Origin of the sequence: Gracilibacillus sp. YIM 98692 (genome assembly GCF_010993965.1) — a bacterium.
In the GTDB taxonomy this organism is placed as follows: domain Bacteria; phylum Bacillota; class Bacilli; order Bacillales; family Amphibacillaceae; genus Gracilibacillus.
On the sequence record NZ_WIXM01000009.1, the window covers coordinates 22,363 to 46,757 of the forward strand.

The 24,395-nt window shown below is 34.1% G+C and carries 15 protein-coding genes and 1 pseudogene; 15 read left to right on the forward strand and 1 reads right to left on the reverse strand.

All coding sequences use genetic code 11. From position 1 onward, the window contains the following. Window positions 1-26: 26 nt before the first annotated feature. The 3 genes from GHD00_RS10220 to GHD00_RS10230 are packed head-to-tail and all read left to right on the forward strand — an operon-like array spanning window position 27 to window position 4,093. Complete coding sequence (locus GHD00_RS10220) at window positions 27-1,799, forward strand: sensor histidine kinase (RefSeq protein WP_163538064.1); 1,773 nt, start codon at window positions 27-29, stop codon at window positions 1,797-1,799. Window positions 1,800-1,849: 50 nt separating this feature from the next. Next, window positions 1,850-3,394, forward strand: coding sequence for a response regulator (locus tag GHD00_RS10225; RefSeq protein WP_163538065.1), 1,545 nt, complete (start codon window positions 1,850-1,852; stop codon window positions 3,392-3,394). 60 nt (window positions 3,395-3,454) lie between these two features. Next, the gene (locus GHD00_RS10230; RefSeq protein ID WP_163538066.1) at window positions 3,455-4,093 is read left to right on the forward strand and encodes a YesL family protein; all 639 of its coding nucleotides are present in this window, start codon (window positions 3,455-3,457) and stop codon (window positions 4,091-4,093) included. A gap of 328 nt (window positions 4,094-4,421) precedes the next feature. Here the strand turns inward: GHD00_RS10230 and GHD00_RS10235 are convergent, their stop codons facing one another. Then, window positions 4,422-5,246 (reverse strand): helix-turn-helix domain-containing protein, encoded by an 825-nt coding sequence (locus GHD00_RS10235; RefSeq protein ID WP_163538067.1) that lies wholly within the window; start codon window positions 5,244-5,246, stop codon window positions 4,422-4,424. A gap of 122 nt (window positions 5,247-5,368) precedes the next feature. Here GHD00_RS10235 and GHD00_RS10240 point away from each other — a divergent pair, with 122 nt between their 5' ends. The 12 genes and pseudogenes from GHD00_RS10240 (at window position 5,369) to GHD00_RS10295 (ending at window position 24,350) form a co-directional block, all read left to right on the forward strand. Next, window positions 5,369-6,910 (forward strand): DUF5597 domain-containing protein, encoded by a 1,542-nt coding sequence (locus GHD00_RS10240; RefSeq protein ID WP_163538068.1) that lies wholly within the window; start codon window positions 5,369-5,371, stop codon window positions 6,908-6,910. Window positions 6,911-7,329: 419 nt separating this feature from the next. Further along, window positions 7,330-8,658, forward strand: coding sequence for an ABC transporter substrate-binding protein (locus GHD00_RS10245; protein WP_163538069.1), 1,329 nt, complete (start codon window positions 7,330-7,332; stop codon window positions 8,656-8,658). A 63-nt stretch (window positions 8,659-8,721) separates the two neighbouring features. Further along, window positions 8,722-9,600, forward strand: coding sequence for a carbohydrate ABC transporter permease (locus tag GHD00_RS10250; RefSeq protein WP_163538070.1), 879 nt, complete (start codon window positions 8,722-8,724; stop codon window positions 9,598-9,600). Then, window positions 9,590-10,411 carry a carbohydrate ABC transporter permease gene (locus GHD00_RS10255; protein WP_163538071.1) on the forward strand — a complete coding sequence of 274 codons (822 nt, stop codon included), beginning with the start codon at window positions 9,590-9,592 and terminating at the stop codon, window positions 10,409-10,411. Before GHD00_RS10250 ends, GHD00_RS10255 begins: the two co-directional genes overlap by 11 nt. A gap of 46 nt (window positions 10,412-10,457) precedes the next feature. Next, window positions 10,458-13,136, forward strand: coding sequence for a sugar-binding domain-containing protein (locus GHD00_RS10260; RefSeq protein WP_163538072.1), 2,679 nt, complete (start codon window positions 10,458-10,460; stop codon window positions 13,134-13,136). A 125-nt stretch (window positions 13,137-13,261) separates the two neighbouring features. Next, window positions 13,262-14,479 carry an MFS transporter gene (locus tag GHD00_RS10265; protein ID WP_163538073.1) on the forward strand — a complete coding sequence of 406 codons (1,218 nt, stop codon included), beginning with the start codon at window positions 13,262-13,264 and terminating at the stop codon, window positions 14,477-14,479. 47 nt (window positions 14,480-14,526) lie between these two features. Continuing rightward, the gene (bglX, locus tag GHD00_RS10270; RefSeq protein WP_205600740.1) at window positions 14,527-16,746 is read left to right on the forward strand and encodes a beta-glucosidase BglX; all 2,220 of its coding nucleotides are present in this window, start codon (window positions 14,527-14,529) and stop codon (window positions 16,744-16,746) included. Between the two features lie 22 nt (window positions 16,747-16,768). After that, window positions 16,769-18,262: a glycoside hydrolase family 140 protein gene (locus tag GHD00_RS10275; protein WP_163538075.1), complete on the forward strand. Its 1,494-nt coding sequence runs from the start codon at window positions 16,769-16,771 to the stop codon at window positions 18,260-18,262. A gap of 96 nt (window positions 18,263-18,358) precedes the next feature. Beyond that, window positions 18,359-18,786: pseudogene (locus GHD00_RS10280) on the forward strand (aldo/keto reductase); the annotation flags it as partial. 541 nt (window positions 18,787-19,327) lie between these two features. Continuing rightward, window positions 19,328-20,380, forward strand: a complete 1,053-nt coding sequence (locus GHD00_RS10285; protein WP_163538076.1) for a Gfo/Idh/MocA family protein — start codon at window positions 19,328-19,330, stop codon at window positions 20,378-20,380. Window positions 20,381-20,593: 213 nt separating this feature from the next. After that, window positions 20,594-23,098 carry a GH39 family glycosyl hydrolase gene (locus tag GHD00_RS10290; RefSeq protein WP_240468667.1) on the forward strand — a complete coding sequence of 835 codons (2,505 nt, stop codon included), beginning with the start codon at window positions 20,594-20,596 and terminating at the stop codon, window positions 23,096-23,098. A gap of 346 nt (window positions 23,099-23,444) precedes the next feature. Then, window positions 23,445-24,350 (forward strand): sugar phosphate isomerase/epimerase family protein, encoded by a 906-nt coding sequence (locus tag GHD00_RS10295; RefSeq protein WP_163538078.1) that lies wholly within the window; start codon window positions 23,445-23,447, stop codon window positions 24,348-24,350. The last annotated feature ends 45 nt before the right edge of the window (window positions 24,351-24,395 follow it).

A 24,395-nucleotide genomic window follows, 5' to 3' on the forward strand; every position in this document is an offset into this window, starting at 1 on the left:
CATCCAGCTTTCTTAGGAGAATGCACATGCTGCAGCGACTACGAAATAGACAGCTTCATATCAAAGTATTTATTGTTTATTCGGTAATTTTGGTGGCCCTTACATCTTTGGTTGCTATACCGATAAATATGTATATTAAAGATAATTTAAAACAGACATTGGATAATGAAACAAGATCAACTGCCGAAAATATTATGACACGTCTAGATATTTTTTATAATCAGTATGAACAAATCTCTAAATATTTTTATTTAGATCAAGATCAACAGGGCATTACACCTGTAGAGTATTTTGAGATATGGAAAAACAAACCAGGTGAACAAGCTTATATAACATACAATGCAATAATGAACAGCCTAGCCCTTAATACAGAACTCTTTGAATCAGTTACTCGAATTAGTCTTTATACAAATGATTTACTATACTTATCCTCAAAAACTACTTCTAATAATCCTTTTAAGAAAATCGATTATCTTGAAGAAACAAGAGCTAAAAAGGGTGGTGTATCCGTACAATATAGTAGTCGTGATCCATGGTCTAAAACAAGTGATGTACCGGTATTAATATTTAATCGGCAATTACATATTAGTAATAGGGAAGTTGGCTTTTTAGAAGTTCAATTTAATGGATCAGATTTATCTACTACTTCGCTAATGCATGGTGGTGAAATCACTGTTGTTTATGGAGATGAGAAAGTCAACAATGCTATCTATCACTCTGGTCAGGATTTGAATGAGCAACAAGTTAATCATATTCAAGATTTAATAGATTCTGAATCTGTTGGTGTAACCAATAATATGGATGGTTACCTATACCATTATCTTTATTCAAAAGAGTCTAAATTTCATGTCATTTATTCCATGGAAGAGAATAAAATCTATGCACCGGTTGATCAATTTAACTATTTAATGATTTTTATTGTTTTTATTATCATTACCTTGGCATCCACCGTCTTTTATATCACAGCTAAACGATTGACTAACCCTTTACGAAATTTAATTCGTGTTATTGACCATATTAGCTTAGAGGAAAAGCCTTTTAAGTTGGAAAATAAACATCAATTAAATGAAATAGATTCATTAAATCATTCTTTTCATTTAATGAATACAAGACTCCAACATTCACTGAATAAAATAGTGCAATTTCATACGTCAGAATCTCAATTAAAGCTCAAATTATTACAAGCACAAATTAATCCTCATTTTATCTTTAATATGATAGGTGTTATTACCATCCTCTCAAAGCGAGGTAATAATAGTGAAGTGGAAAAGGTTAGTAGGAAACTAGCAAATTTTTTAAGATACACAACATCAATGGATTATAGACAAATTGACTTGATGAAGGAGATAGAATTTACCAAAAACTATTTAGATTTAATGAAAACAAGATATAAAGACAGGATCTCGTTTGAAATTAATATTCTAGATGAGATGAATCATATCCCTATACCTAAAGTGATTATTCAGCCGATTGTTGAGAACTCTCTCACCCATGGATTGGCAAATAATCAGACAATAAATATTAGAGTAAATGCTGAAATGGAAAATAATAAATGGAAAGTCCTTGTTCAAGATGATGGGGCAGGGTTCAGTGCAGAGTCAATGAAGAAGCTAGATGACCAAATAGCAGAATATAAAAATAACCCAACTAATAATTATGACCTATCTATTGGAGGCATGGGAATTTTAAGCACCTTCATTCGGCTAGATTTGTTTTACTCAGAAAATGTAATTTTTAATTATGGAAACAATCCATCTGGTGGAGCTTATGTATTAATTGGAGTTGGACTTAAGAACTGATAAATAGCTAAATAGAGAACGGACTATAGACATAAGGAGGGAATTGGTGAATGAAAATTCTAATAGTGGATGATGAACCATTCTTTATAGATGAGCTAAAGTTAATTATCGAAGAATTTGCCAACCAAGCTGATGGGGAAATTGTAGAAATCACTAGTGTTTATAGTGCTGAAGAAGCTTTACGAGTCATACCTGGGTTAATGCCAGATTGTATATTTACTGATATTAAAATGACTAATATGAATGGTATTGACTTAGCTAAGGAAGTTCATAGTAAATGGCCAACCATTAATGTGGTCATTATAAGTGGTTATCCGACCTTTGATTATGCAAAAGAAGCAATAAAGTTAGACGTGGTCGATTTCCTTACAAAACCAGTCTATGATGAAGAAGTCATTAACATTCTATCAAAATTAACTCATGAGCACGCGAATAAATTGTATCATTGGACTGAAAAACAATTAACCTATAAAGTGAAAAATCCAAAAGTAGAGCTAGATCCAAAACTAATAAGTCTATTGAATGATCGGTATCATTTCTTTTATCCGATTCAGGTAAAAAGCTTTGAGGGAGCATATCCCGTAGACTTTCCATTTCCTCGGCCATCGGAACAGCTGCTCATTAAAAAGATAAATGACCTATTAATAAATAGAGAGCATGTCTGGGTGGTAAGTGACAGTAATCAAGGGAATATAGTTATTATTCTTGCCTTAAGAAAGGCGGATAGAAATAAAGTTAATTCGATTGTATCTGAAACATTTTATTATTTTTCTGAGAATGTGATTGTGTCTGTTGCAAAAGGTGAGGTTCATAAAACAATTGAAAATTTAGTAGATTCTTTACCCCTAATTCGAAATCGTTTATACAATAATTTGAAGATTGGAAAATCTCAAGTGATAGATGAATCAATGCCTGTTCATCGAAAGTGGACAAGTAAGGATATCTTTTCTGATTCTACCTATAACAAGCTGAAGGTCTTAGTTCAAAATCAAAAATGGGATTATCTTCAAAATGAAATTATTAGTCTGTTCTCACTTTGGGAGAAAGAAGAGTATACATGTATGACAGTTGAACAAAATCTGAAAAAAATTACGAGATTGTTTGAAGAGTTAGAAGGAATCAACCATTCTTCCATATATCTCATTGAAAAAGCGGTAGAAGAGATGGTCTACATTACTGAGTCATATGAAGAAATACAGGAGTCATATTTACAAATATTGAATGACCACTTCTATAATCAAATAAAAGGTGAAAGCAAAGATAATCAACAAATATTTAATGATATCAACAAATATTTGAAAAACAACTTACACGAACCAATCACTTTAACATTTTTAACCACAACCTTCAATATATCGAAAACACAATTATGCGGACTGTTTCGAAAAGAGATGAATCAGTCTTTCGTAGAGTACTTAACATCATTGCGGATGGAGAAGGCCAAGGAGCTAATAGCAGAGAACCCGAAATTGCTCTTAAAAGAAGTGGCTCAAATGGTTGGTTATACGGATCACTTTTATTTCAGCAGAAGCTTTAAGCACAATGTAGGAGTGTCGCCTAGCGTCTATAAAGAAACCTTGGTCGATAATAAATAGTACAAAAATTGTATACGCTTACAATTTTTGTATATATCTAAGCGAAGGGAGAAATTGCAAATGAATGGGTTAATGAGTGGCGTTTACAAGTACTCTTTGTGGATATCCAGACTTGCTTTCCTAAATGTTTTATGGGTGTTTTTTTCATTAATTGGGCTCATAATCTTTGGTTTTTTTCCTGCGACAGTAGCTATGTTCAGTATCGTGCGGGATTGGGTAAAAGGTAAGGATGATCAGCCTATCATTAGTACTTTTATCAAAAATTACCGAAAGGAACTAATAAAAGGTAACCTATTGGGGATGATTATTCTCTTTATAGGGTTGATCTTAATTATAGACATAAGATTTCTTTTTCATAATAATTCGGGAATATGGATGATTGTAAATGGTGTAACGGTAATGGTAACCGTTATATATTTACTAACGGTTCTGTATGTTTTTCCTGTGTTTGTTCAGTATGAATTAAAGCTCATTGATAATATTAAAAACGCGTTTTTTTACATGTTAGCTAATCCAAAAGCAACATTTATGATGGTAGCTGCGACGATAACCTTATATCTAGGAATGGTCTATTTTCCTGCAGTAGCTTTTATCTTTGGAGGTAGTCTCTATGCTTTCTGTTTAATGTATTATGCGAATCAATCATTTGTCCATGTCGAACAGAAAAAAACTACAATTGAAAATGGGGCAAATCACTAATAGGAAATTAATGAATTTGTTAGCTTTACTAGATAAGGAGAAGATTGAGCTATTGTAGTAAGAGAATACCCCGTTGAGTGAAGTTACACTTTATAAGCATGTTCTTTATAACATGATTGTCGATCTATAGCATGATAATAGTTGAAGCTTCAATTCCCTCTTGGAGGGGATTGAAGCTTTTGTATATTGATAGCAGTTACTATAACAATTTGATTTGTGGAAGCATCTCCGCCTCAATTTATAATAAATTCCGACAATAACAACAATCTTTGAGAAAATAGACTAAAAAAAGACTTGAAGTGTCCCATTAATGGCTAGTTATAGAGCTCTAGTGTAACTCTCTGAATTTTGCTGGAGTAATACCTATTTTCTTCTTGAATACCTTTCCGAAATAGCTAACATCTTCATAGCCGCATAATCTACTAATATTTTTTATTTTCTCATTTCTATCTTGAATGAGTAAAGTTCGTGCATTTGCCAGCCGAACATCTGTAATATAATCAAATATTGAAAAACCATTTACTCTTTTAAATAATTGGCATAGATATTCTTTTGAAAGATGGACTTTCGCTGCTAAATCTGATAAAACAATTGGATCCATATAATGTTGATTAATAAAGTCCATAACCATATAGACTTTACTATTTTGCTTATGAAAAGAGTTTGCATTCTGTATTGTTGTGGATTTCAGAAATTCGAGTAAGATGTTATAAAGTTTTCCAGAGTATTCATACATCTCGTTTGAATTATCCTGAGTATTATTAACAAATAATTCTTCCATATGATTTTCTATTTTATCAGTATTGTTAAGTTTATAAATGCTAGATTGTTCAATTCCAATGTTTTTAAAAAGATCTTTTATTCCGTATCCTGAAAAAAGTAAAAAATGTACCTTCCATTCATTACTCACTCGGTAATATCGATGGCCGATATTTGGAAATAATAAAATTCCATTGCCTTTTTCTACGATAAACTGTTTATCATCTAGTTCAAGTACACCTTTACCTTTTACAGTATAAATTAATTGAAAAGCTGGTAACCCTGAAGGTCTATTAATATATTCCTGACTGTGATTTAATCCTACTGCAGATAAAACAAAAGGAAGATTTACACTTTGATCACTATACTTTGTAAAAAAAACCTTTTTTAACATTATACAACACTCCCTGCTTCTTCTTAATATATTCATATATTGTTTAATATTATTAGATTTACTATGTTTTCTCAATCTAATAAAATATTAATATAATCTTATTTTGGAAGGGGATATATTTTATGTCAACTATACCTCACATAAAAAATGAAAATAATTTACCAACATTATATGTTCATAATGAACCGTTCATTGCGCTAGCTGGAGAGATCCATAATTCTAGTGCTTCAAATCTGGAATTTATGGAGCAAAAAGTATGGCCGAAATTAAAAACACTTAATATGAATTCTGTTATTATTCCTGTGTATTGGGAATTAATTGAGCCTGAAGAGAACCAGTTTGATTTTTCTGTCGTCGAAGGAATAATAAATCAAGCACGTGAGAATAACATGCATATTGTTTTTCTGTGGTTTGGTTTATGGAAAAATGCAGAATCATCTTATGTTCCAGAGTGGATGAAGAGAGATACGAAAACTTACTTTCGTGCCTGCAAACCAACCGGAGAAGTTTTAAATACAATATCACCTTTGTGTGAAGATGCTGTGAAAAGGGATGCAAAAGCCTTTTATAATTTAATGAACTTTATTAAATCTAAGGATTCTGAAGAAAACACCGTAATTGTTATGCAGGTTGAAAATGAAATTGGATTATTAGGAACAGATCGGGATTATTCTCAAGAAGCAAATGAAGCTTTCCAGAGTGAAGTGCCTGAATCTGTAGCTAAGGAATTCGGTGTTTCTGGAACTTGGGAAGAAGCATTTGCTTGTGATGCTAGCGAATACTTTATGGCATATTATTTTTCATCCGCTGTTGAAAAAATTACTAAGGCAGGTCAAGATGCTTATCCACTGCCTTGTTATGCAAATGCATGGTTGGAACAATATCCGTGGAGTGCTGGAACCTACCCAAGCGGCGGTCCTGTAATGAAGATGCATAGAATGTGGAAGCTGATGACTCCATCTTTATTTTGTCTAGCTCCTGATATTTATGTACCTTATGTACCAGATGTGATGGATGAATATAGTCAGAACGGCAATCCACTTTTCATTCCGGAGGTCCGTAAAGATGCTGTGTCAGCTACGTATGCACTATATGCGGTTGGGGGGTGTAACGCAATTTGTTACTCACCATTCGGAATCGAGGACCTTATGAAGAATGAGGAAGACATTGAAAAGCCACCACTTGAGCTAATGACAGCATTAAATATCGATCCGACAGCATTTGAAATTGAAGGAAGTGCAGCATATCTTGCGAAGAGTTATTCCATTATTGAAAATTTCAAGCCGTTATACTTTGACTATAGAAATTCTAGTCATTTGCAAAGTTTTGTAAAGAGAAATGAGCATGACTTTGGTAAACTACTTCATTTTGACAAATATGATATTCTTATTTCGTATTCACCAAAACAACCGTATAAGCCAACATCTGGTGGGATGATTTTTGAGGTTTCAGAAAATGAGTTTATCATTATTGGAACTATGATAGGTATTAAATTTTATGCTAAACCAGGAAGGAATACACAAGTTGAATTTCTAAAACTAGAAGAAGGAGAAATTCAAAATGGAAAATGGAAATCTAGACGTATATTAAACGGTGATGAAGCTAAGATGTTTAAATTGAAAGACATGCCATCAGCATATAGAATTAAGGTATATGAATACTAAGAATAAGATAAGTCCTGTTGCAGAAACTAACTTTCTATGATTACTAACAAACTGAATTTAGTAGGGGGAGAATCCCTGTATGATCAAAGTGAGAAACTTCAATTCCTTGAGAAGTAAAGGATTGGAGTTTTTCATTTTTTGAATGTCTATTGCTATAACTTAAGTTGGATAGGCAACTGATTATTATGTATTAAAATCCTATAATAACTACCCAGTCTTTTATGTAATATGAAATTCATTTATCCATGCCAAAAAGAAAATACTTCAATAGTAAATAAAAAGGTTTTTATAATTGAGATTTTCAGAAAACAATTATCCATGTTAGATTGTTCAATATTCTATTTGTAAACGCTTGCTAAACTGTTATTCTGATACTGAAAGTTGATATATTAATAAAATTTTTAAGGGAGGCATTTAGTATGAAGAAAAAAATATTTGGATTTATGTTTTTAGTGGTTATCATTTTATTCATCAGTGCATGTAGTAGTGAATCATCTCAAGAAAATATCGACTCGCAAGCTAGTGATGATAACCAAGAAGCTAGTGATGAAAAGGTAACACTTACTACGGCTGTGTTTGCTGGAGATTCAGAAGCAGCTGATGGATGGATGACAGAAATCGCAGAACAAATTGGTGTGGAAATCGATATTCAAGTGTTACCTGACGGAGATCAAAATCAACAATTGTATAAAACGAAGGCTGCAACGAATAGTTTGCCAGATTTAGTTTTATATCACCCTGGTACTAAATTTAAAAACGATATTGTACCAGAAAAGAATTTAGTAGATTTATCTGAACAAAAATGGGTAGAAAAACTTAGTGATACTTCCCCTTTTTCAGTTGATGGTAAAATTTATGCCGCTCCGATGGGAGGAGGAATGGGAGTAGGTATTTTCTATAACAAAGAAGTATTCAACGAACTTGGTATAGAAACACCAGAAACTCTAGATGAATTGGTTGCGATTGCAGAGAAAATTAAGTCAGAGAGTGATCAAGTACCATTCTATGTTACTGGAGAGACTCCTGTAGGACTTGAATCTTTAGGATATGCAGCCACCGCAGTTGATGTAGCAAAGAATGAGAGTTTGATAGAGGATATAAATGAAAATAAAGCAAAATTCACCGATGCAGAGTACTTTATTGAATCACACCAAATGCTAGAAGAGTTGTATAATAAAGATTTAATCAATTCTGATGTTCTTTCTGCTTCACTTGAACACGCAGTTTCTGCAATAGCAGAAGGGGAGGCAGCGATGTTTCTTACAGCAGACTTTATAACGAATATACTTGCCGCTTCATATTCAGATGAAGAATTAAATAAATTAGGTCACTTTGCATACCCGTCAGATGGAGAGGATGTATACGCCTACAAACCAGGCTATGCATTAGGTGTCGCAAACACAAGTGAGCAGCAAAATAAAGCAAAAGAATTTATTGACTATTTCATGACAGAAGAAGGACAACAAATATTCTTAGAGAATAATAAAGGATTTAAAACCCCTGCATTTGCTTTGGAGAGTGGAACTAAAAGTTCTAATGAGCTATTCCAAAGTATTGCGCAAACATATGCAGATAATACTCCAGTAGAGATGTTTGATGGGATAGTGGTTGTAAATCCAGGAAGTTGGGGGCCAAGCGTACAGCAAATGTTAATTGGAGATACTAACCCTGAAGAAATCGCAGAATCAATTCAAGCTACTATTGAACAAAACGCTGAAGCCGCTGAAATACCAGAATTTACAGAATAATACTTAAATATGGGAATCTCTATTTTTATAATAGAGATTTCCAAATGATAAGGGGGATAATTTATGGACTCACTTCGAAGAAAAACCTATTCATTTAAGTTAGTAATACCTTGGTTTGTTATATTCATCTTGTTTTTTATGGGGCCTACCTTAGCAGGATTCTACTTTGCATTTACAAATTGGAATTTAACAGATGCTAATTTTGTAGGTTTAGCGAATTTCAAAGAAATTTTTAGTAACCCGAGCATGTCTGGGGCATTTACAAATACATTTTTTTTCATGATAGTTACTGTAGTTGTGAAAGTTACGGTTGCTATGCTATTAGCGATATTAGTTAATCAAAAGTTAAAAACACAGAATTTTTTGAGAGGTGCATTTTTCTTTCCTGTACTTATGACTTTTGTAGCAACAGGTGTCATCTTTAAAGCACTACTTCACCCAGAAACAGGTTTCATCAATACAATGTTAAGTACTATTGGTTTAGAATCACTTGCAATGGGCTGGTTGATTGATCCAGACATTGTTATGCTATCTATCGCTGGGATCGATATATGGAAGGGTTTAGGGTTTAATATGGTTATTTTCTTAGCTGGCCTTCAAAGTATTTCAAAAGAGTACTATGAAGCAGCTGAAATCGATGGTGCATCTGCATGGCAACGATTTAGAAATATTACTTTTCCACTGCTCACACCCATCCTTCACGCTAATATCATACTTACAGTTATTCAAGGAATGAAAGTATTTGATCTAGTATTAGTTACAACTGGTGGGGGACCAGGTTATAGTTCGGTTGTAATCAACACATTTGTGTTTGATGCGTTCTCCATGGGTCGTTATGGATTAGCAGTATCTGGAGAATTATTATTGTTTATTATTATTGTCCTGTTTACAATAATACTTCGAATCTTCCTAGGAAAGAGAGAGAGGCGTTATGGGTTCTAAAAAGATAAAAAAATTATTGTTAGAAGTATTTGGATTAAGTCTTAGTTTAATTATTTTGATCCCTTTTTATATTACGATAGTGAATTCACTCAAAACTACTGCTGAAGCAGCTGTACCAGATTTAAGTCTACCTAAAGAAATACTTTGGTCAAATTATATAGAGGTTTTTGAAAGAGCGAGGGTTGGTCTAGCATTCCTAAATAGTTCCACCATTACTTTTATTAGTGTAGCATTAATTATTCTGTTAGGAGCGCCGGTTGCTTTTGTTATTCAGCGCAACAAATCAAAATTAAGTAAAGCTGTATTAGGATTACTGTTAATTGGGTTAATGATTACACCATCTATTGTTCCTTTGGTTTATGTATTAGAAACATTGCAATTAACGGGAACGAAAATAGGAGTTATTTTAATTTATATTGGTTTATTTTCACCAATCTCTGTCTTTTTAATGCATGAATATTTAAAGGGATTACCTACAGAGTTAGATGAAGCTGCATTAATGGACGGTTGTGGTCCATTACGTTTGTTTTATCAAATTATTTTTCCGATGATGTTACCTATTATAGCAACAGTTAGTATTTTTAGTTTTATTATGGTTTGGAATGACTTCATGATGCCAATCTATTTCTTGTCAGGAAGTGATAACATTACGCTTCCACTAACTATTTACTTTTTCCAAGGGCAATATAGCTCGCAATGGAATTTTATTTTCGCAAACGTAGTGATTGTTACGTTGCCAGTATTGCTTGTATACCTATTTGCCCAAAGATATATTATTGATGGTATGGCAAGTGGTGCAGTCAAAGGGTAAATGCTTACAAAAAGTCTGACCAAGACATTCTACTTTGGAGGTCATCATGGAACAGTTAATTGATCAACTATACAAAAATGAAGGTAAAAATTATATTTTCCCTTTTTTGTGGATGAGGGGAGAAGAAGATGTTGTTATAAGAGAAGAGATTGATAGAATCTATCAATGTGGTATAAGAGCTCTCTGTGTGGAAGCGAGACCTCATCCGGACTTTGTAGGACCTGGCTGGTGGCATGATCTGGATATTGTAATGGAAGAGGCAAAGAAACGCAACATGCGTGTCTGGGTATTAGATGATGCTCATTTCCCAACTGGATATGCAAATGGTTTTATAAAAGAGAAATACCCTAATCGTAAAAAAACTTATATTAACTATAATCTTGTTGATGTATTAGGTGCTCAAAGCGAAGTAACTATTCATATAACGCCAATGTTAAAACCCAAAAACTCATGGTTAGATTTAGATAAAAAGATAGATATGGAAGAACAAAAAAACAATATATTAATCAGTGTAGTGGCTACAAGAATAGTGAAGGATGGAATTATTAAAGAATCGGATGCAATTGATTTAACGCATCATGTAGCAGATGGTTTTATGACATGTTCTTTACCAGAAGGCGCTTGGAGGCTATTTGTCGTTTATGAAACGAAAACAGATGGTGGAAACCCGACCTATATAAATATGATAGATGAAGAGTCAGTGCATACACAAATTGAGGCTGTGTATCAACCACATTACGAACGTTATAAAGAAGACTTTGGCCATACATTTGCAGGCTTTTTTTCTGATGAACCACAATTTGGAAATACAACCGGATTTAATTTTGACGAATCCATTGGTCGCAAAGAGATGCCCTTACCTTGGAGTGAAGAAGCAATGATGATGGTAAGGAATGCGTTTGGTTCTAATTGGAGAGTCTACCTACCGTATTTATGGGTGAATACCGAAGAAATGAATCGCTGTGTGACTACAAGATATACGTATATGGATATTATTACGCGTTTATATGAAAAGAATTTTAGTGGCCAATTGGGACAATGGTGTGAGGAGCATGGTGTCGAATATATTGGCCATGTAATAGAGGACAATAATCAACACAGTAGGTTAGGAAGTGGCGCTGGTCATTTTTTTAGAGCATTAAAAGGTCAACATATGTCCGGGATTGATGTAATCGGTGGTCAAATTACATTTGGTGGCGCAGGTATAGAGCGAGATGGAATTTTTAAAGGGGATGGGGAATTCTATCATTACTCACTAGGGAAACTTGGATCTTCCTATGGACACCTTGATCCGAAGAAGCAAGGAAGAACGATGTGTGAACTATTTGGAGCTTATGGCTGGAAACTCGGAGTAAGAGATATGAGATATATTTTAGATCATTTGATCGTTCGCGGTATTAACCATCTCGTACCTCATGCCTTTTCTATGCGCGAATATCCGGATATGGATTGTCCCCCGCACTTTTATGCAAAAGGGTATAATCCTCAGTTTAAACATTTTTCATATCTTATGCACTATGCGAATCGATTATGTCATATTTTTAATGGTGGGACGCACTTTGCACCGGTAGCTATTTTATATCATGGTGAAAGTGAATGGACCGGTAACTATATGAAAATGCAGAAACCAGCTAGAACTCTTACAGAGAATCAAATTGACTTTGATTTTGTACCAATCGATATTTTGAACGATTTAGAGTCTTATAATGGTTCATTAGAAAAAGATAAATTGAAAATAAATGGGGAATCATTTGCTTGTTTGGTTATTCCATACAGTCAATATATAACGAAAGAGTTAGCCGCATTTATTAGAGATGCCATAGATTTAGAGATAATATTTGTCGATGATCGACCTGAAAATATATCTAATGAGTTAGACCAAGATGAGGTGAAAGTATTTCTAGAAGCGACAGAAAGATGTAAGGTAGTGCCATTAGAAGATTTAGCGAATGAACTTAGAACGCTTGATATTTATGATATTAATCTGAAGAAACCTTTTAAAGACTTAACTTACTATCATTATTTTAAAGAAAATAACATCTATATGTTTCAAAATGAGTCAGCGCATGAGACATTTAGTGGGGATATAGAATTATCAATTGAAGAGCCTGCTGTTATATACCAGGCATTAGATAACAAATTTGAAAAAATAAATGTTAAAAAAGATAATGGAAAATCGATGATTCATTTAGAGTTAAAACCCTATGAATCATGTGTAGTGTTTGAAAAAGTAGAAGAGCTACCTAAACTATCAAACTATGTACCAATGTCTACTAAATTGGCAGCATGTAAGCAGCAAAATGATTTGTCTGCACAATGGAACTATTCTTTGGTAAAGAACAAAGAATATCCAAATTTCAATGAAATCAGGACAATGGAGACATTGGTTCCTGTTTCAAAAGAGCATCCGACCTTTGCTGGAATTATTAAATATGAGAAAAGTTTTAAATTGGATGAAGTACCAGAACAAGGGCTATTAGCTTTCGAATATATCTATGAAGCTGCGGATTTGTGGATCAATGATCAATATGTTGGTAGGAAAATTTGTCCGCCATATGTGTTTGAGATCGCGGACTATGTGAAAAAGGGAAGAAACACGATTCGGTTAGAAGTAGCAACAACGTTAGATAGAGATCAATTTAATCAGCCATCACCTCCGTTCATCTTAAATCATAATCCGATTGATCCAACAGGGATGTTTGGAAGAGTTACTTTGTATAGATAATATGCTAAAGATTACTGTCAAGATAAAGTGTGACTCTGTAAAGGAGCACACTTTATTTATATAAAAATCACTTGGGTAAATGTGTCTAATAAGTTACCTATTACTTAGAATAGGAGAAGTAATTTATGAAAAAGTCTAACTTGTTAAGTTTATCTTTAATAATTCTGATGACAAATATGTTTATTGCACTACTCGGAGTTGGATTGGTCATTCCTGTATTGCCACAATATATTTTGGAATTTAATGGAAGTGGGAAAGACATTGGTTATCTAGTCGCAGCAATGGGATTAACGCAATTTTTCGTTTCTCCAATAGGGGGGAAGCTATCAGATAAATATGGCCGTAAAAAGATTTTGATCATTGGTTTATCTCTACTTACAGTTTCCCAGCTTTTATTTGCAGTGGGCATTGAGTTATGGATGCTTTATCTTTCCCGCCTTATTGGTGGTATGGGCGTCGGATTAATTGTTCCTGCGAATATGGCGTATGTGGCTGATGTAACTTCTAAAGAAGATAGAGGTAAGGGAATGGGGTATTTAGGAGCTGCTCTTTCGTTTGGCTTTGTCATAGGACCAGGAATTGGAGGTTTTCTTGCCGAACTGGGAATTCGTGTTCCGTTTTATGTTTCTGCGCTTGTTGCAGGTATTGCTGCGATAATATCTTTATTATTTTTACCCGAGCCTTTGACAAAAGAACAACAGTTAAAAGCTAGAAAAAAAACGGGAGAAAGTAATAGTATACTCTATTTATTTCAGAAATCTCTTACATCAAAATATCTGATTCTCCTTATTCTTACTCTATTTATGACTATTGGTATCGCTAAGTTTGAATCGATCTTTGGACTTTATGTTGATCGGAAATATGGCTATTCTCCTAAAGACATTTCCATCCTGTTAACTGCAGGTGCTCTGTTTGGCGTCTTACTACAGGCACTCTTTATCGATAAATTAATTAAATACATTGGTGAAATAAAGTTAGTCGAATGGTGTTTTGCATTATCAGCTGCATCAATGATCCTTGTATTACTCTCTGGACACTTTTGGTATGTTCTTCTAATGACTATATGTTTTATTGGTTTTACATCCATTCTGCGACCGGCGCTAAACACATTAGTATCAAAAATGGCTGGTGAAGAACAAGGGTTTGCTGCTGGGATGGTTAATGCTTATAGTAGCTTAGGAAATATTATAGGACCTGCGATAGCTGGAATCATATTTGATATTCATTTTGATATTCCGTATGTATTTGGAGCTATTATTTTATTAAGTGGGCTAGTCATATGTGTTATATGGAGTAAAAGAAAGAAAGGCAATGAGAATGTGGATAGGGATTTGTCTGGTTAATATCTGTGACTAGTTGATTAAGTCAATTATGAAAGGAAATGATAACTATGAAAGAACATTTTATTAATGAATCTTACGAGAAAAAAATAAATGAGCTTATTAATCAAATGACTTTGGAAGAAAAAATAGGACAACTTATTCAGATTGTTCCATCATTATTTGGAGCATTTGATGAGACAATCGCAAAATTAATTAATGGTGAAATTTCGTATGACGAATTTCAAAAACTAGATAGAAACTACCATGAAGATAAAATTAGAGGTGGAGTTCTCGGTTCAATGGGTGGGGTGACGGGAGCAGAAACGTCCAATAGATTACAAAAGATTGCCGTAGAAGAATCAAGACTAGGAATTCCCCTGATTTTCGGATTAGATGTTATTCATGGCTATAAAACGATTTTCCCTATTCCACTTGCAGAAGCGTGTAGTTGGGATTTGGAATGGATGGAGAAGACTGCAGAAATTGCAGCAAAGGAGGCTGCGGCTGCAGGGATTCACTGGACTTTCGCTCCTATGGTAGATATCAGTCGAGACCCCAGGTGGGGAAGAGTAGCAGAAGGAAGTGGCGAAGATACCTATTTATCTAGCGAAATTGCGACTGCTAGAGTAAAAGGATTTCAAGGAGAGGACTTAACGGATGCTCAAAGAATTCTAGCTTGTGCCAAACATTTTATCGGTTATGGGGGAGCTGTTGGTGGTCGTGATTATAATACTGTTGACATGTCTCCTCAAACCCTTCATGAAGTTTACCTTCCACCTTTTGAAGCTGCAACAAATGCTGGAGTTGGTACGTTCATGAGTGCATTTAATGACCTAAATGGTGTACCTTGTACAGCAAGCAGATATATATTGACTTATCTATTAAGAGACAAGCTAGGGTTTAATGGCTTTGTTGTAAGTGATGCGAATTCTATCGCGGAATGTGTAGAACATGGCTATTCGAGAGATCGTAAAGAAGCTAGTAGAAAAGCTTTACTGGCCGGATTAGACATGGACATGAGCCAAGGAACTTATCTACAAGACTTACCAGAGCAAGTCGAGAATGGTGACATACCAGAAGCATCTTTGGATGAGGCAGTGAGACGAGTTTTACGGATGAAATTCAATCTTGGGCTTTTTGATAACCCTTACCGTACCAACCAAGAGATAGAGAAAAAGTCTTTACTTGCACCTGAACATGTGCAAGCAGCAAGGGAGATGGCCAAACGTTCGATCGTATTATTAAAAAATGAACATAATACCCTTCCTTTGAAGAAGAAATTAAATAAGGTGGCAGTTATTGGCCCATTAGCAGATAATCAAAGAGAATTGTTAGGGACATGGGCGGTTACTGGTGATCCCAATGATGTTACTACTGTATTGTCGGGAATTGAAGGTGCCGTTCATGCAGACACAGAAGTTGCCTATTCCAAGGGGTGTGACGTAAGTGATAAGGAGGAAACGGATATTGACACCGCGCTCAAAGTAGCTTCGGATTCTGATGTCATTATTGCGGTAGTCGGAGAAAATTCTGATATGAGCGGTGAAGCCTCTAGCCGTATGGAACTTGATCTACCTGGAAGACAGGAAGAATTATTAAAAGCTTTGCATCAAACTGGTAAGCCGTTAGTGGTCGTTCTTATCAATGGTCGACCGCTCACCATTCCATGGGTTGCTGCTCATGCAGACGCTATTGTAGAAGCATGGCAATTAGGAATTCAGAGTGGGAACGCCATCGCAGATGTTCTGTTTGGAGACTATAATCCTAGTGGGAAACTAGCAGCTACGTTTCCATATTCAGTAGGACAAGTACCGATTTACTACAATCATCCTAGAACCGGAAGACCAGCTAGTGAAGTGAAATTTACTTCTAAATACATTGATGGTCCCCATGAGCCATTATATCCTTTTGGATTTGGTTTAAGCTATACTACCTTTGAGTATGGCAATCTTAATTTATCATCTTCTGAATTTACTAAGAATGAAAAAGCAATTATCAGTGTAGATGTCACCAATAGTGGAAATCAATCTGGTGAGGAAATTGTGCAACTTTACATTGCTGACGTAATTGCAAGTAGGGTGAGACCAGTGAAAGAACTAAGAGGATTCAAAAAAATTATGCTTCAACCAGGGGAATGTAAGTCAGTAAAATTTGAACTTGAGATGCAAGATCTTGGGTTTTACAACGAAGAAATGGACTATGTTATTGAGCCGGGTTTATTTAAATTGTACGTAGGACCAAATTCCAAAGAAGGTTTAGAAGGAGAATTTAATATAATTAAACAATAATAGGTCAGAAGGATGTGATTGTGTGGAAAAGTTAAAAGTGTCAAAGAATAATAGATATTTCACCTATCAAGACGGGAAGCCTTTTATCTGGTTATCAGATACCGTTTGGACTATCGCTCAAAGATTAAAGTGGGACGATGTAGAATTTCTAATGCAAAAACGTAAATCACAAGGATTCACAGTCCTTCAAATCGTGGCGCTTGATCCGGAACAGGACAAGGAAATAAGAAATCCAGCTGGAGAAAAGGCTTTAATAAAGGATGATCTGAGCACACCAAATGAAGCATACTTTAAGTATTTAGATTGGGTACTGGATAAAGCAGAGGAGTATGGATTTTATGTACTGTTTCTTCCGGTTTGGGGGGAGCTTGTGGTTGGTCATAATTGGATGAATGAGTTTTCGGAAAAAATTGTTACGGAAGAAAATGCATACCTTTATGGAAAGTGGATTGGAAACCGATATAAAGGTCGAAAAAATATAATTTGGTGTCTTGGAGGTGATCGACAGCCGATTCATCTTGGTGTAGATTACAGGGATGTTTGGAGGAAAATGGCTGAAGGAATTGCAAAAGGCGTTCTGAATAGGGACTTATTATATAATGTTGAAGACCCAGACTGGCAAAAGCTTCTTATGACGTATCATACTTGCTTTGAGCGAGAGACAGGCGAATGTTCCACGATGTCCTATTGGACGGATAAAGAAGCTTGGATATCGTTTATTATGATTCAATCGGGACATGGGCTAGAACCAAAAAACTATGAGTTAGTAAAAAAAGAGTATGAAAGAGAAAACACTATGCCAGTTTTTGATGGAGAACCAGCCTATGAACAAATGCCAACATCATGGCCACCTTCTTCTTCGATGGATTACCATGGAGATTGGATGGTACGAAAGCGCGCATACTGGAGTTTATTCGCGGGTTCCTTTGGTCACACCTATGGCCATTCATCCATTTGGCCAATGATATCAGAAAAAGAGAGAGAGAGCTTTAGAAAGTATTCTTGGTTTGAAGCTTTAGATCACCCTGGTGCATGGCAAATCAAAATACTCCGAGATTTTCTTGAGTCAAGAAATATAAGCCAATGTATACCTAGTCAGGAGATATTAATAAGACAAAATGAAAAGCTTGAAAACATACAGGATGAACATAACCAAGCTTGTATAGAAAAAGATGGCATGTTTGCTTGTGTCTATTTCCCATCAGGTGGGGAAGAAGTCATTGATATAAGCAAGTTAAATAAAAGGCAATTACAAATGTATTGGTTTAACCCGAGAGATGGAAACTGCTATTCTCAAGAAAATGTGATTTCTAAAGAAGCAATCAACTTGTTAGAAAGAGTAAAGACAGATGAACATCGTACAACGATTCAAATAAAGACACCAACTCGTGGAAAAGAAGAAGATTGGATCTGTGTAATTGAACCCAATGATACGAATAAAGTTCTTCCTGGGAAATCACAAGTTTATGGAGAGATGCTAGTACCGAAAGAAGTTAAAAAAGTTTTTGTGTGGTAGGTAGTTATGTAGTATATAAGATTTGGGAGGAATAATTTGTCTATTATGCCAATGGAGCAACATAAAATAACTAATAGTAGATTAACATTGGGATGTATGTGGTTAGGTGGAGCTTGGAATCGTTCCCCGTTGACAAATGAGGATATTTTAACAGCTGAAAAGGCAATAGATGCAGCACTATCTATTGGAATAAACATGTTCGACCATGCAGACATCTACAAAATAGGGAAAGCGGAAGAAGTATTTGGACGAGTCTTAAAAGAGCGCCCTAGTCTCCGGAGCAAGTGGTACTGCAAACAAAATGCGGACTACGATTAGGAAATAATAGGACTTTAAAGTATTATGATTTTTCCAAGCAACACATCTTTAATTCCGTTGATGGAAGCTTACAGCGTTTAGGAACAGATTATCTAGATATATTACTTCTTCATCGTCCAGATTCATTGATGGATCGTGATGAAGTAGCAGAGGCATTTGATTTGCTGAAACAATCCGGAAAAGTAAGGCATTTTGGAGTTTCCAATACTTTAAAAGATTAGTTAACAAGGTATCAAGACTTAAAAGATTATAAGACTGTTGTCATATAAACATAGCAGACTCATGAGTAATCATGGGTCTATTTTCATCTAGTTTGGGATTTAAGAAATATACTTAGAGACTTTATACGACCCGTTCTCTTCCTGTTTGCACTTCTTTTAAGAACCTCTATGGATTATCCAAAGAAAAACTAGAAAAACAAGTGCTAATTTTACGGATAATTGAAGCACAAGTGAGTATTTAAATAATAACTGTTTACTAAATTTGTATGGATAATCTGCTAGAGGGCTTGGTTAAGTATTTTTATAAAATAATCAGGTATTATGAAACGATTATAAATTCAGAAAAAAGTTAGGTTAAAAATACTATGCTTATATTTATTCTTTATTAAAGCGTTTTAAGAAATATAGCTAATTACTTAACAATTTTAGGATAAAAAAACAAAAGGAATTCATAAGAAATTATCATAAAATTTAATATATAAGTAAAAACTTTGAGTTATTCAAAGTGAGAATAGGAGAGGTTTTAATGAATGTTCAATTAGGGATCATAGGATTTGGTGGTATGGGGAAATGGCATGCAGATAATGCTATCCGTGTGGAACATGTTGAAATCGTAGCAGCTTGTGACATAAAAGAACAAAGGCGTAAGGAATCTAGTGAGCGGGGGTTAAAAACCTATGAAAACGTAGAAGCATTGCTAGATGATAAAGATGTAAATACGGTATTAATCTCGGTACCTAACCATTTGCATAAGGAAATAGTAATAAAAGCTGCAAACGCAGGTAAGCATATTATTTGTGAAAAGCCTGTTGCACTGACCGTAAGTGAGCTGGACGAAATGATAGATGCAACAGAAAAAAATAATGTTATTTTCACCGTACATCAAAATCGACGTTGGGATCGTGACTTTCAGATTGTGAAAAAAGCATATGATGAAGGATTAATTGGTGATATTTTTACTATTGAATCTAAGTTGCATACGGCTAATGGAAGAATACACGAATGGCACCTTTACAAGGAATATGGTGGAGGTATGATGTATGATTGGGGAGTTCATTTAATTGATCAGTTTCTTCATATGATGGAGGGAGCTAAGTTAATATCCGTATTTGCTGATATTAAAAGTATCATTAACGATGAGGTGGATGACTACTTCAAGGTAATTATGAAATTCGATAATGGGATTACAGCACACGCGGAATTGGGAACGTATGTCCTGAAATATCAGCCTAGATGGTTAGCAGCAGGAAATAGAGGAACAATGGTTATCAATTCATTTGCATGTGATGGGGAAATTATGAGAACTAGTAAGTTGTTAAATAAACTACCTGCACAAATAGCTGAAACTGTTGCTGGTCCTACACGACAATTTGCTCCTCAACCTGCAGGAGTACTCTATTCAGATCCACTACCAACAGTTGAGATAGAATGGACAGACTTTTATAAAAATATTGTCGAAGTATTAAATGGTAACTCAGAATTAAAAATAAAGTTAACTGAAGTAAGAAGAGTACTAGCTGTAATGGAAGCAGCCTTTGAGTCTAGCAGAATAAATAAATCTATTTCATTTGAAAGATAATGAAGGGGAAATAATAACTTGCAATATGTCATAAGCGTGGGACTGGCATATAATGTATTAATTAGTTCCATAAAAGGTTAGAAGCTTTTATTATTGGTTTCTAGCCTTATTTTCTTTTATTATGATACAATTAATTGGTAGATTAATATTTATACGTACTATTATCTTTGTGTGATTATATAAATATGATTTTTATGAGGGAGAGAATTGAATATGAACAAACTTCCCCAATATGATAAAGATTCAAAAATTGTAAATATCTCGGTGATTAATAATGAAAATAAACTTGAAAATGCCCATAGAGAAATTGAATTAATTTATGTGATCAAAGGTAATTTACAAGTTAATCTCAATAATAATAACTATCAGTTAAATAAATCTGATTTTCTATTAATCAATTCAAATAAATTACATTCTATTATATCGAACAGTGATAACTTATTTGTATTACTACATTTTAACTATTATGAATTAAGCTTACTATTAGAACAAAAGAATCTTATGTTCTCTTGTAATTCATCTGAAAAACAACATTCTTTTGATCAGAAATTAAGGTTGGCTATTGAAGAGTTGTTATCAGTATTTGTACAACAAAGAGTTGATATACAAGTCGAATTTCTTGAAAAGGCTTATAAATTAATTTCAATTCTTAAAAATTATTTAATAAATAGAAACCAATTAGAAGTGAAAAACTCAATAACAAGTAAAGGACAGAGTGATAGGTTAACAGAAATAATAGAATATATTCAAACTAACTATCGAGAACCATTATCATTGGATGAAGTTGCTGGTTTTCATTTTTTATCTAGTCCTTATCTATCTAAAATATTTAAGAAGCAAACTGGAAAGACCTTTTCTAAATACTTAAATGAAATACGTCTTGCACATGCAGTAGACGATTTATTAAGCTCTAATGAAACCATTACTCGTATTGCTTTAGATAACGGGTTTCCAAACCTAGCAGCGTTTAATAGAATTTTTTATGAATATTATAATATGAAACCGAGTGAATATAGAAAGAAAAATTCTAAATTAGTAAAAAAAGAAGAAAATCAAGTGACTAAAGAATTGACAAAAAAAAGTGATAAAGCAGAAAAAGAATTGCGTGATTACTTAAATACCAACACAGAACTTAACGAAACTAGTATTGACACCCCAGAGTTTATAAAACCAGAGATTGTTAAGGTTGGAGAAAGTAAGACTCTTTATAAATATTGGAATAAGTTGATAAATTTAGGCTATGCAAAAGATATTTTAAATTCAGATATGCAGGAGCAAGTTAAACTTTTGCAGAATGATATTGGATTTAAATTTGCTAGGTTTTGGGGGATATTTAGTGATGACATGCATGTAGAAGATGAATATGATTATACAATCACTTATAATTTTTCTAGTATTAATAAGTTAATAGATTTTCTTCTAAATAATAATATCAAACCCTTTATTGAACTAGGACCAAAACCTAAAATTATATCAAAATCAACTGAAAAGACATTAATTATCCAATCATGTAGAGAAAGGACTTTAAAAGAATGGACCAACCTTATAAGGGCTTTCTTACATCATTGTAGGGAAAGATACGGTATTGAAGAAGTAGAGACATGGTATTTTGAGATTTGGAATAAGCATAGTGATCCGTTAAGGACTTCTAATAAAGAAAACGTTAATAGTAACCTTCAGTTTAGCCATAGTGAATTTAAAGATTATTTTAATCTGTTTCATACATTGAAAGAAAATATTAACGAGATTGTTCCTTCAGCTAAAGTTGGAGGGTGTGGTTTGCCTATGGATTTAGATGATGATAGACTCTCCTTTTTTTTAGAGAAATGGAAATTGGAGGAATTACAGCCGGATTTTCTTTCCGTATATATCTACCCGATAGAGGTAGATTGGGGAAACAATCGACTTCCTATAAAAAATATGCAATCTGCTAATCCTGATTTTGTAAAGAATAAGCTTGTTATGATAAGGAAGGCTCTTAAAAAGGCAGGGCTTGTTGATCTTGAGCTTAATATAACGGAATGGAACATTTCAATATCAAATAGAGATTACCTAAATGATAGTTGCTTTAAGGCCTCTTATATAGTTAAAAACTTGGTTGACAATGTGAATCAACATCAGATAAATATGGTAGGATATTGGCTGCTCTCAGATATTTTTAGTGATTTCAGAGATTCCAAAAATGTTCTGCATGGTGGCGCTGGATTACTTACTAAAAGTGGAATAAAGAAACCAAGTTACCATGCTTTTAGTTTGATGAACCAATTAGGTGATTCAATAGTTGGTAAGGGTAAGAATTATATTATAACTAAAAAGTTCGACAATAGATACCAAGTTCTCTTCTTTAATTATAAGCATTTTAACTACGCCTATTACTTGCATCCCGAGGCAAGTGCAGGTGTTAATGAACAATACGATATCTTTGAGGATGCAGAACCTTTAAACCTTTCTCTAGAAATACAGGGCGTATCAGATGGGAAGTACCGTGTTAAAGAGATTGTTCAAAATCGCCTCCATGGAAGTGTCCTAGATGAATGGTTAAATTTTGGAGCAGTTTCTGACATGAAAAGAGACGAAGTTGAATATTTGAAACAGATCTGTACACCTTACATGAAGGTAACTTATACTTTTGTGAAAAAAAACAGCGTAGTATTGCATGCCCAACTTCAACCCCATGAAGTAAGGTTATATGAACTTAACTTGTTAATAGGTGAGTAATTATTTATTAAACTAAAATAAGTAACAGTTAACCCTGGTAGTAGGAATTATAGTTAATTCCTACTACCAGGGTTCTTTATTTCTCACGTATTATTGGACAGTATACCAAATCAGCTGGGAAAGAGTTAAATACCCCTACTGATAGGAATCACACTTTATTGGTTAATAATAATATGTAGATATTTAATCTTCGTGAGTGGGATTTATTAAAGGATATTGAAAGTGACGAAAATTTACAGGTATAGAGTTAATTATTGAAAAGGAATAAAAATGAATACAGGTTAAAATTAATTATGTAAGCGAAATCAATATAACTGGATATATTTGAAATAGGAGGAGTTGAACTATGCAACTGGGTTTCAATAGTGCCATTCTAGCTGAATGTACCTTTGAAGAAGTAATAGAATATGCGGCAGAAAATGGTTTTTCCTGTGTGGAACTATGTGCATGGCCAAAAGGTAAAGCAGAGCGAAAATATGCTGGAGTAACACATATCGATGTAGACAATTTAGATGTCGAATACATCAAAAATTATACAGAGGATAGAGGCGTAGCCATTTCGGGCATTGCTTATTACCCTAATCCACTAGACGGTAATCAAGAAAAAAGTAACTATTATGTAGATCATATTAAGAAATGTATTGAAGCTGCATCTAAGCTTGATGTCAATCTAGTAAACACATTTATTGGGAGAGATCAGCGTAAAACGATTGATGAGAACTTACAGACAATGGTTAAGGTGTGGAAACCACTTATTGATTTCGCGGAAGAAAAAGGTGTGAAAATTGCCATCGAAAACTGTCCGATGTTATTTACAAATGATGAGTGGCCAGGTGGGCAAAACTTAATGACGACACCAGCGATTTTTAGAAAAGTGTTTGAATTGGTGCCGAATGAGAACTTCGGTTTAAACTTTGATCCATCCCACTTTATTTGGCAACAAATGGACTATATTAAGCCGTTATATGAATTTAAAGATCGTATGTTCCATATCCACTTTAAGGATATCAAAGTCTATGAAGATAAGTTAGATGATGTTGGCATTATGGCTACCCCATTGGAATATTTAGCACCAAAACTACCTGGCTTAGGCGATGTGAATTGGGCGCGTTATGTATCCGCGTTGACCGATATTGGCTACCGTGGAGCCGCAGTTATTGAAGTGGAAGACAAAGCATTTGAAGATTCGCTTCAGTCCAAAAAGGATTCAATTAAAATTAGTAAAAACTATCTGAGTCAATTTTTCGTGTGATCGTGTTATGTAAATAGTTAATTCTACTATAAAGTTTTAACAATA

Coding starts and splice junctions, on each gene's coding strand:
- GHD00_RS10220 (WP_163538064.1), top strand. CDS start 27: ATGCTGCAGCGACTACGAAATAGACAGCTTCATATCAAAGTATTTATT.
- GHD00_RS10225 (WP_163538065.1), top strand. CDS start 1,850: ATGAAAATTCTAATAGTGGATGATGAACCATTCTTTATAGATGAGCTA.
- GHD00_RS10230 (WP_163538066.1), top strand. CDS start 3,455: ATGAATGGGTTAATGAGTGGCGTTTACAAGTACTCTTTGTGGATATCC.
- GHD00_RS10235 (WP_163538067.1), bottom strand. CDS start 5,246: ATGTTAAAAAAGGTTTTTTTTACAAAGTATAGTGATCAAAGTGTAAAT.
- GHD00_RS10240 (WP_163538068.1), top strand. CDS start 5,369: ATGTCAACTATACCTCACATAAAAAATGAAAATAATTTACCAACATTA.
- GHD00_RS10245 (WP_163538069.1), top strand. CDS start 7,330: ATGAAGAAAAAAATATTTGGATTTATGTTTTTAGTGGTTATCATTTTA.
- GHD00_RS10250 (WP_163538070.1), top strand. CDS start 8,722: ATGGACTCACTTCGAAGAAAAACCTATTCATTTAAGTTAGTAATACCT.
- GHD00_RS10255 (WP_163538071.1), top strand. CDS start 9,590: ATGGGTTCTAAAAAGATAAAAAAATTATTGTTAGAAGTATTTGGATTA.
- GHD00_RS10260 (WP_163538072.1), top strand. CDS start 10,458: ATGGAACAGTTAATTGATCAACTATACAAAAATGAAGGTAAAAATTAT.
- GHD00_RS10265 (WP_163538073.1), top strand. CDS start 13,262: ATGAAAAAGTCTAACTTGTTAAGTTTATCTTTAATAATTCTGATGACA.
- bglX (WP_205600740.1), top strand. CDS start 14,527: ATGAAAGAACATTTTATTAATGAATCTTACGAGAAAAAAATAAATGAG.
- GHD00_RS10285 (WP_163538076.1), top strand. CDS start 19,328: ATGAATGTTCAATTAGGGATCATAGGATTTGGTGGTATGGGGAAATGG.
- GHD00_RS10290 (WP_240468667.1), top strand. CDS start 20,594: ATGAACAAACTTCCCCAATATGATAAAGATTCAAAAATTGTAAATATC.
- GHD00_RS10295 (WP_163538078.1), top strand. CDS start 23,445: ATGCAACTGGGTTTCAATAGTGCCATTCTAGCTGAATGTACCTTTGAA.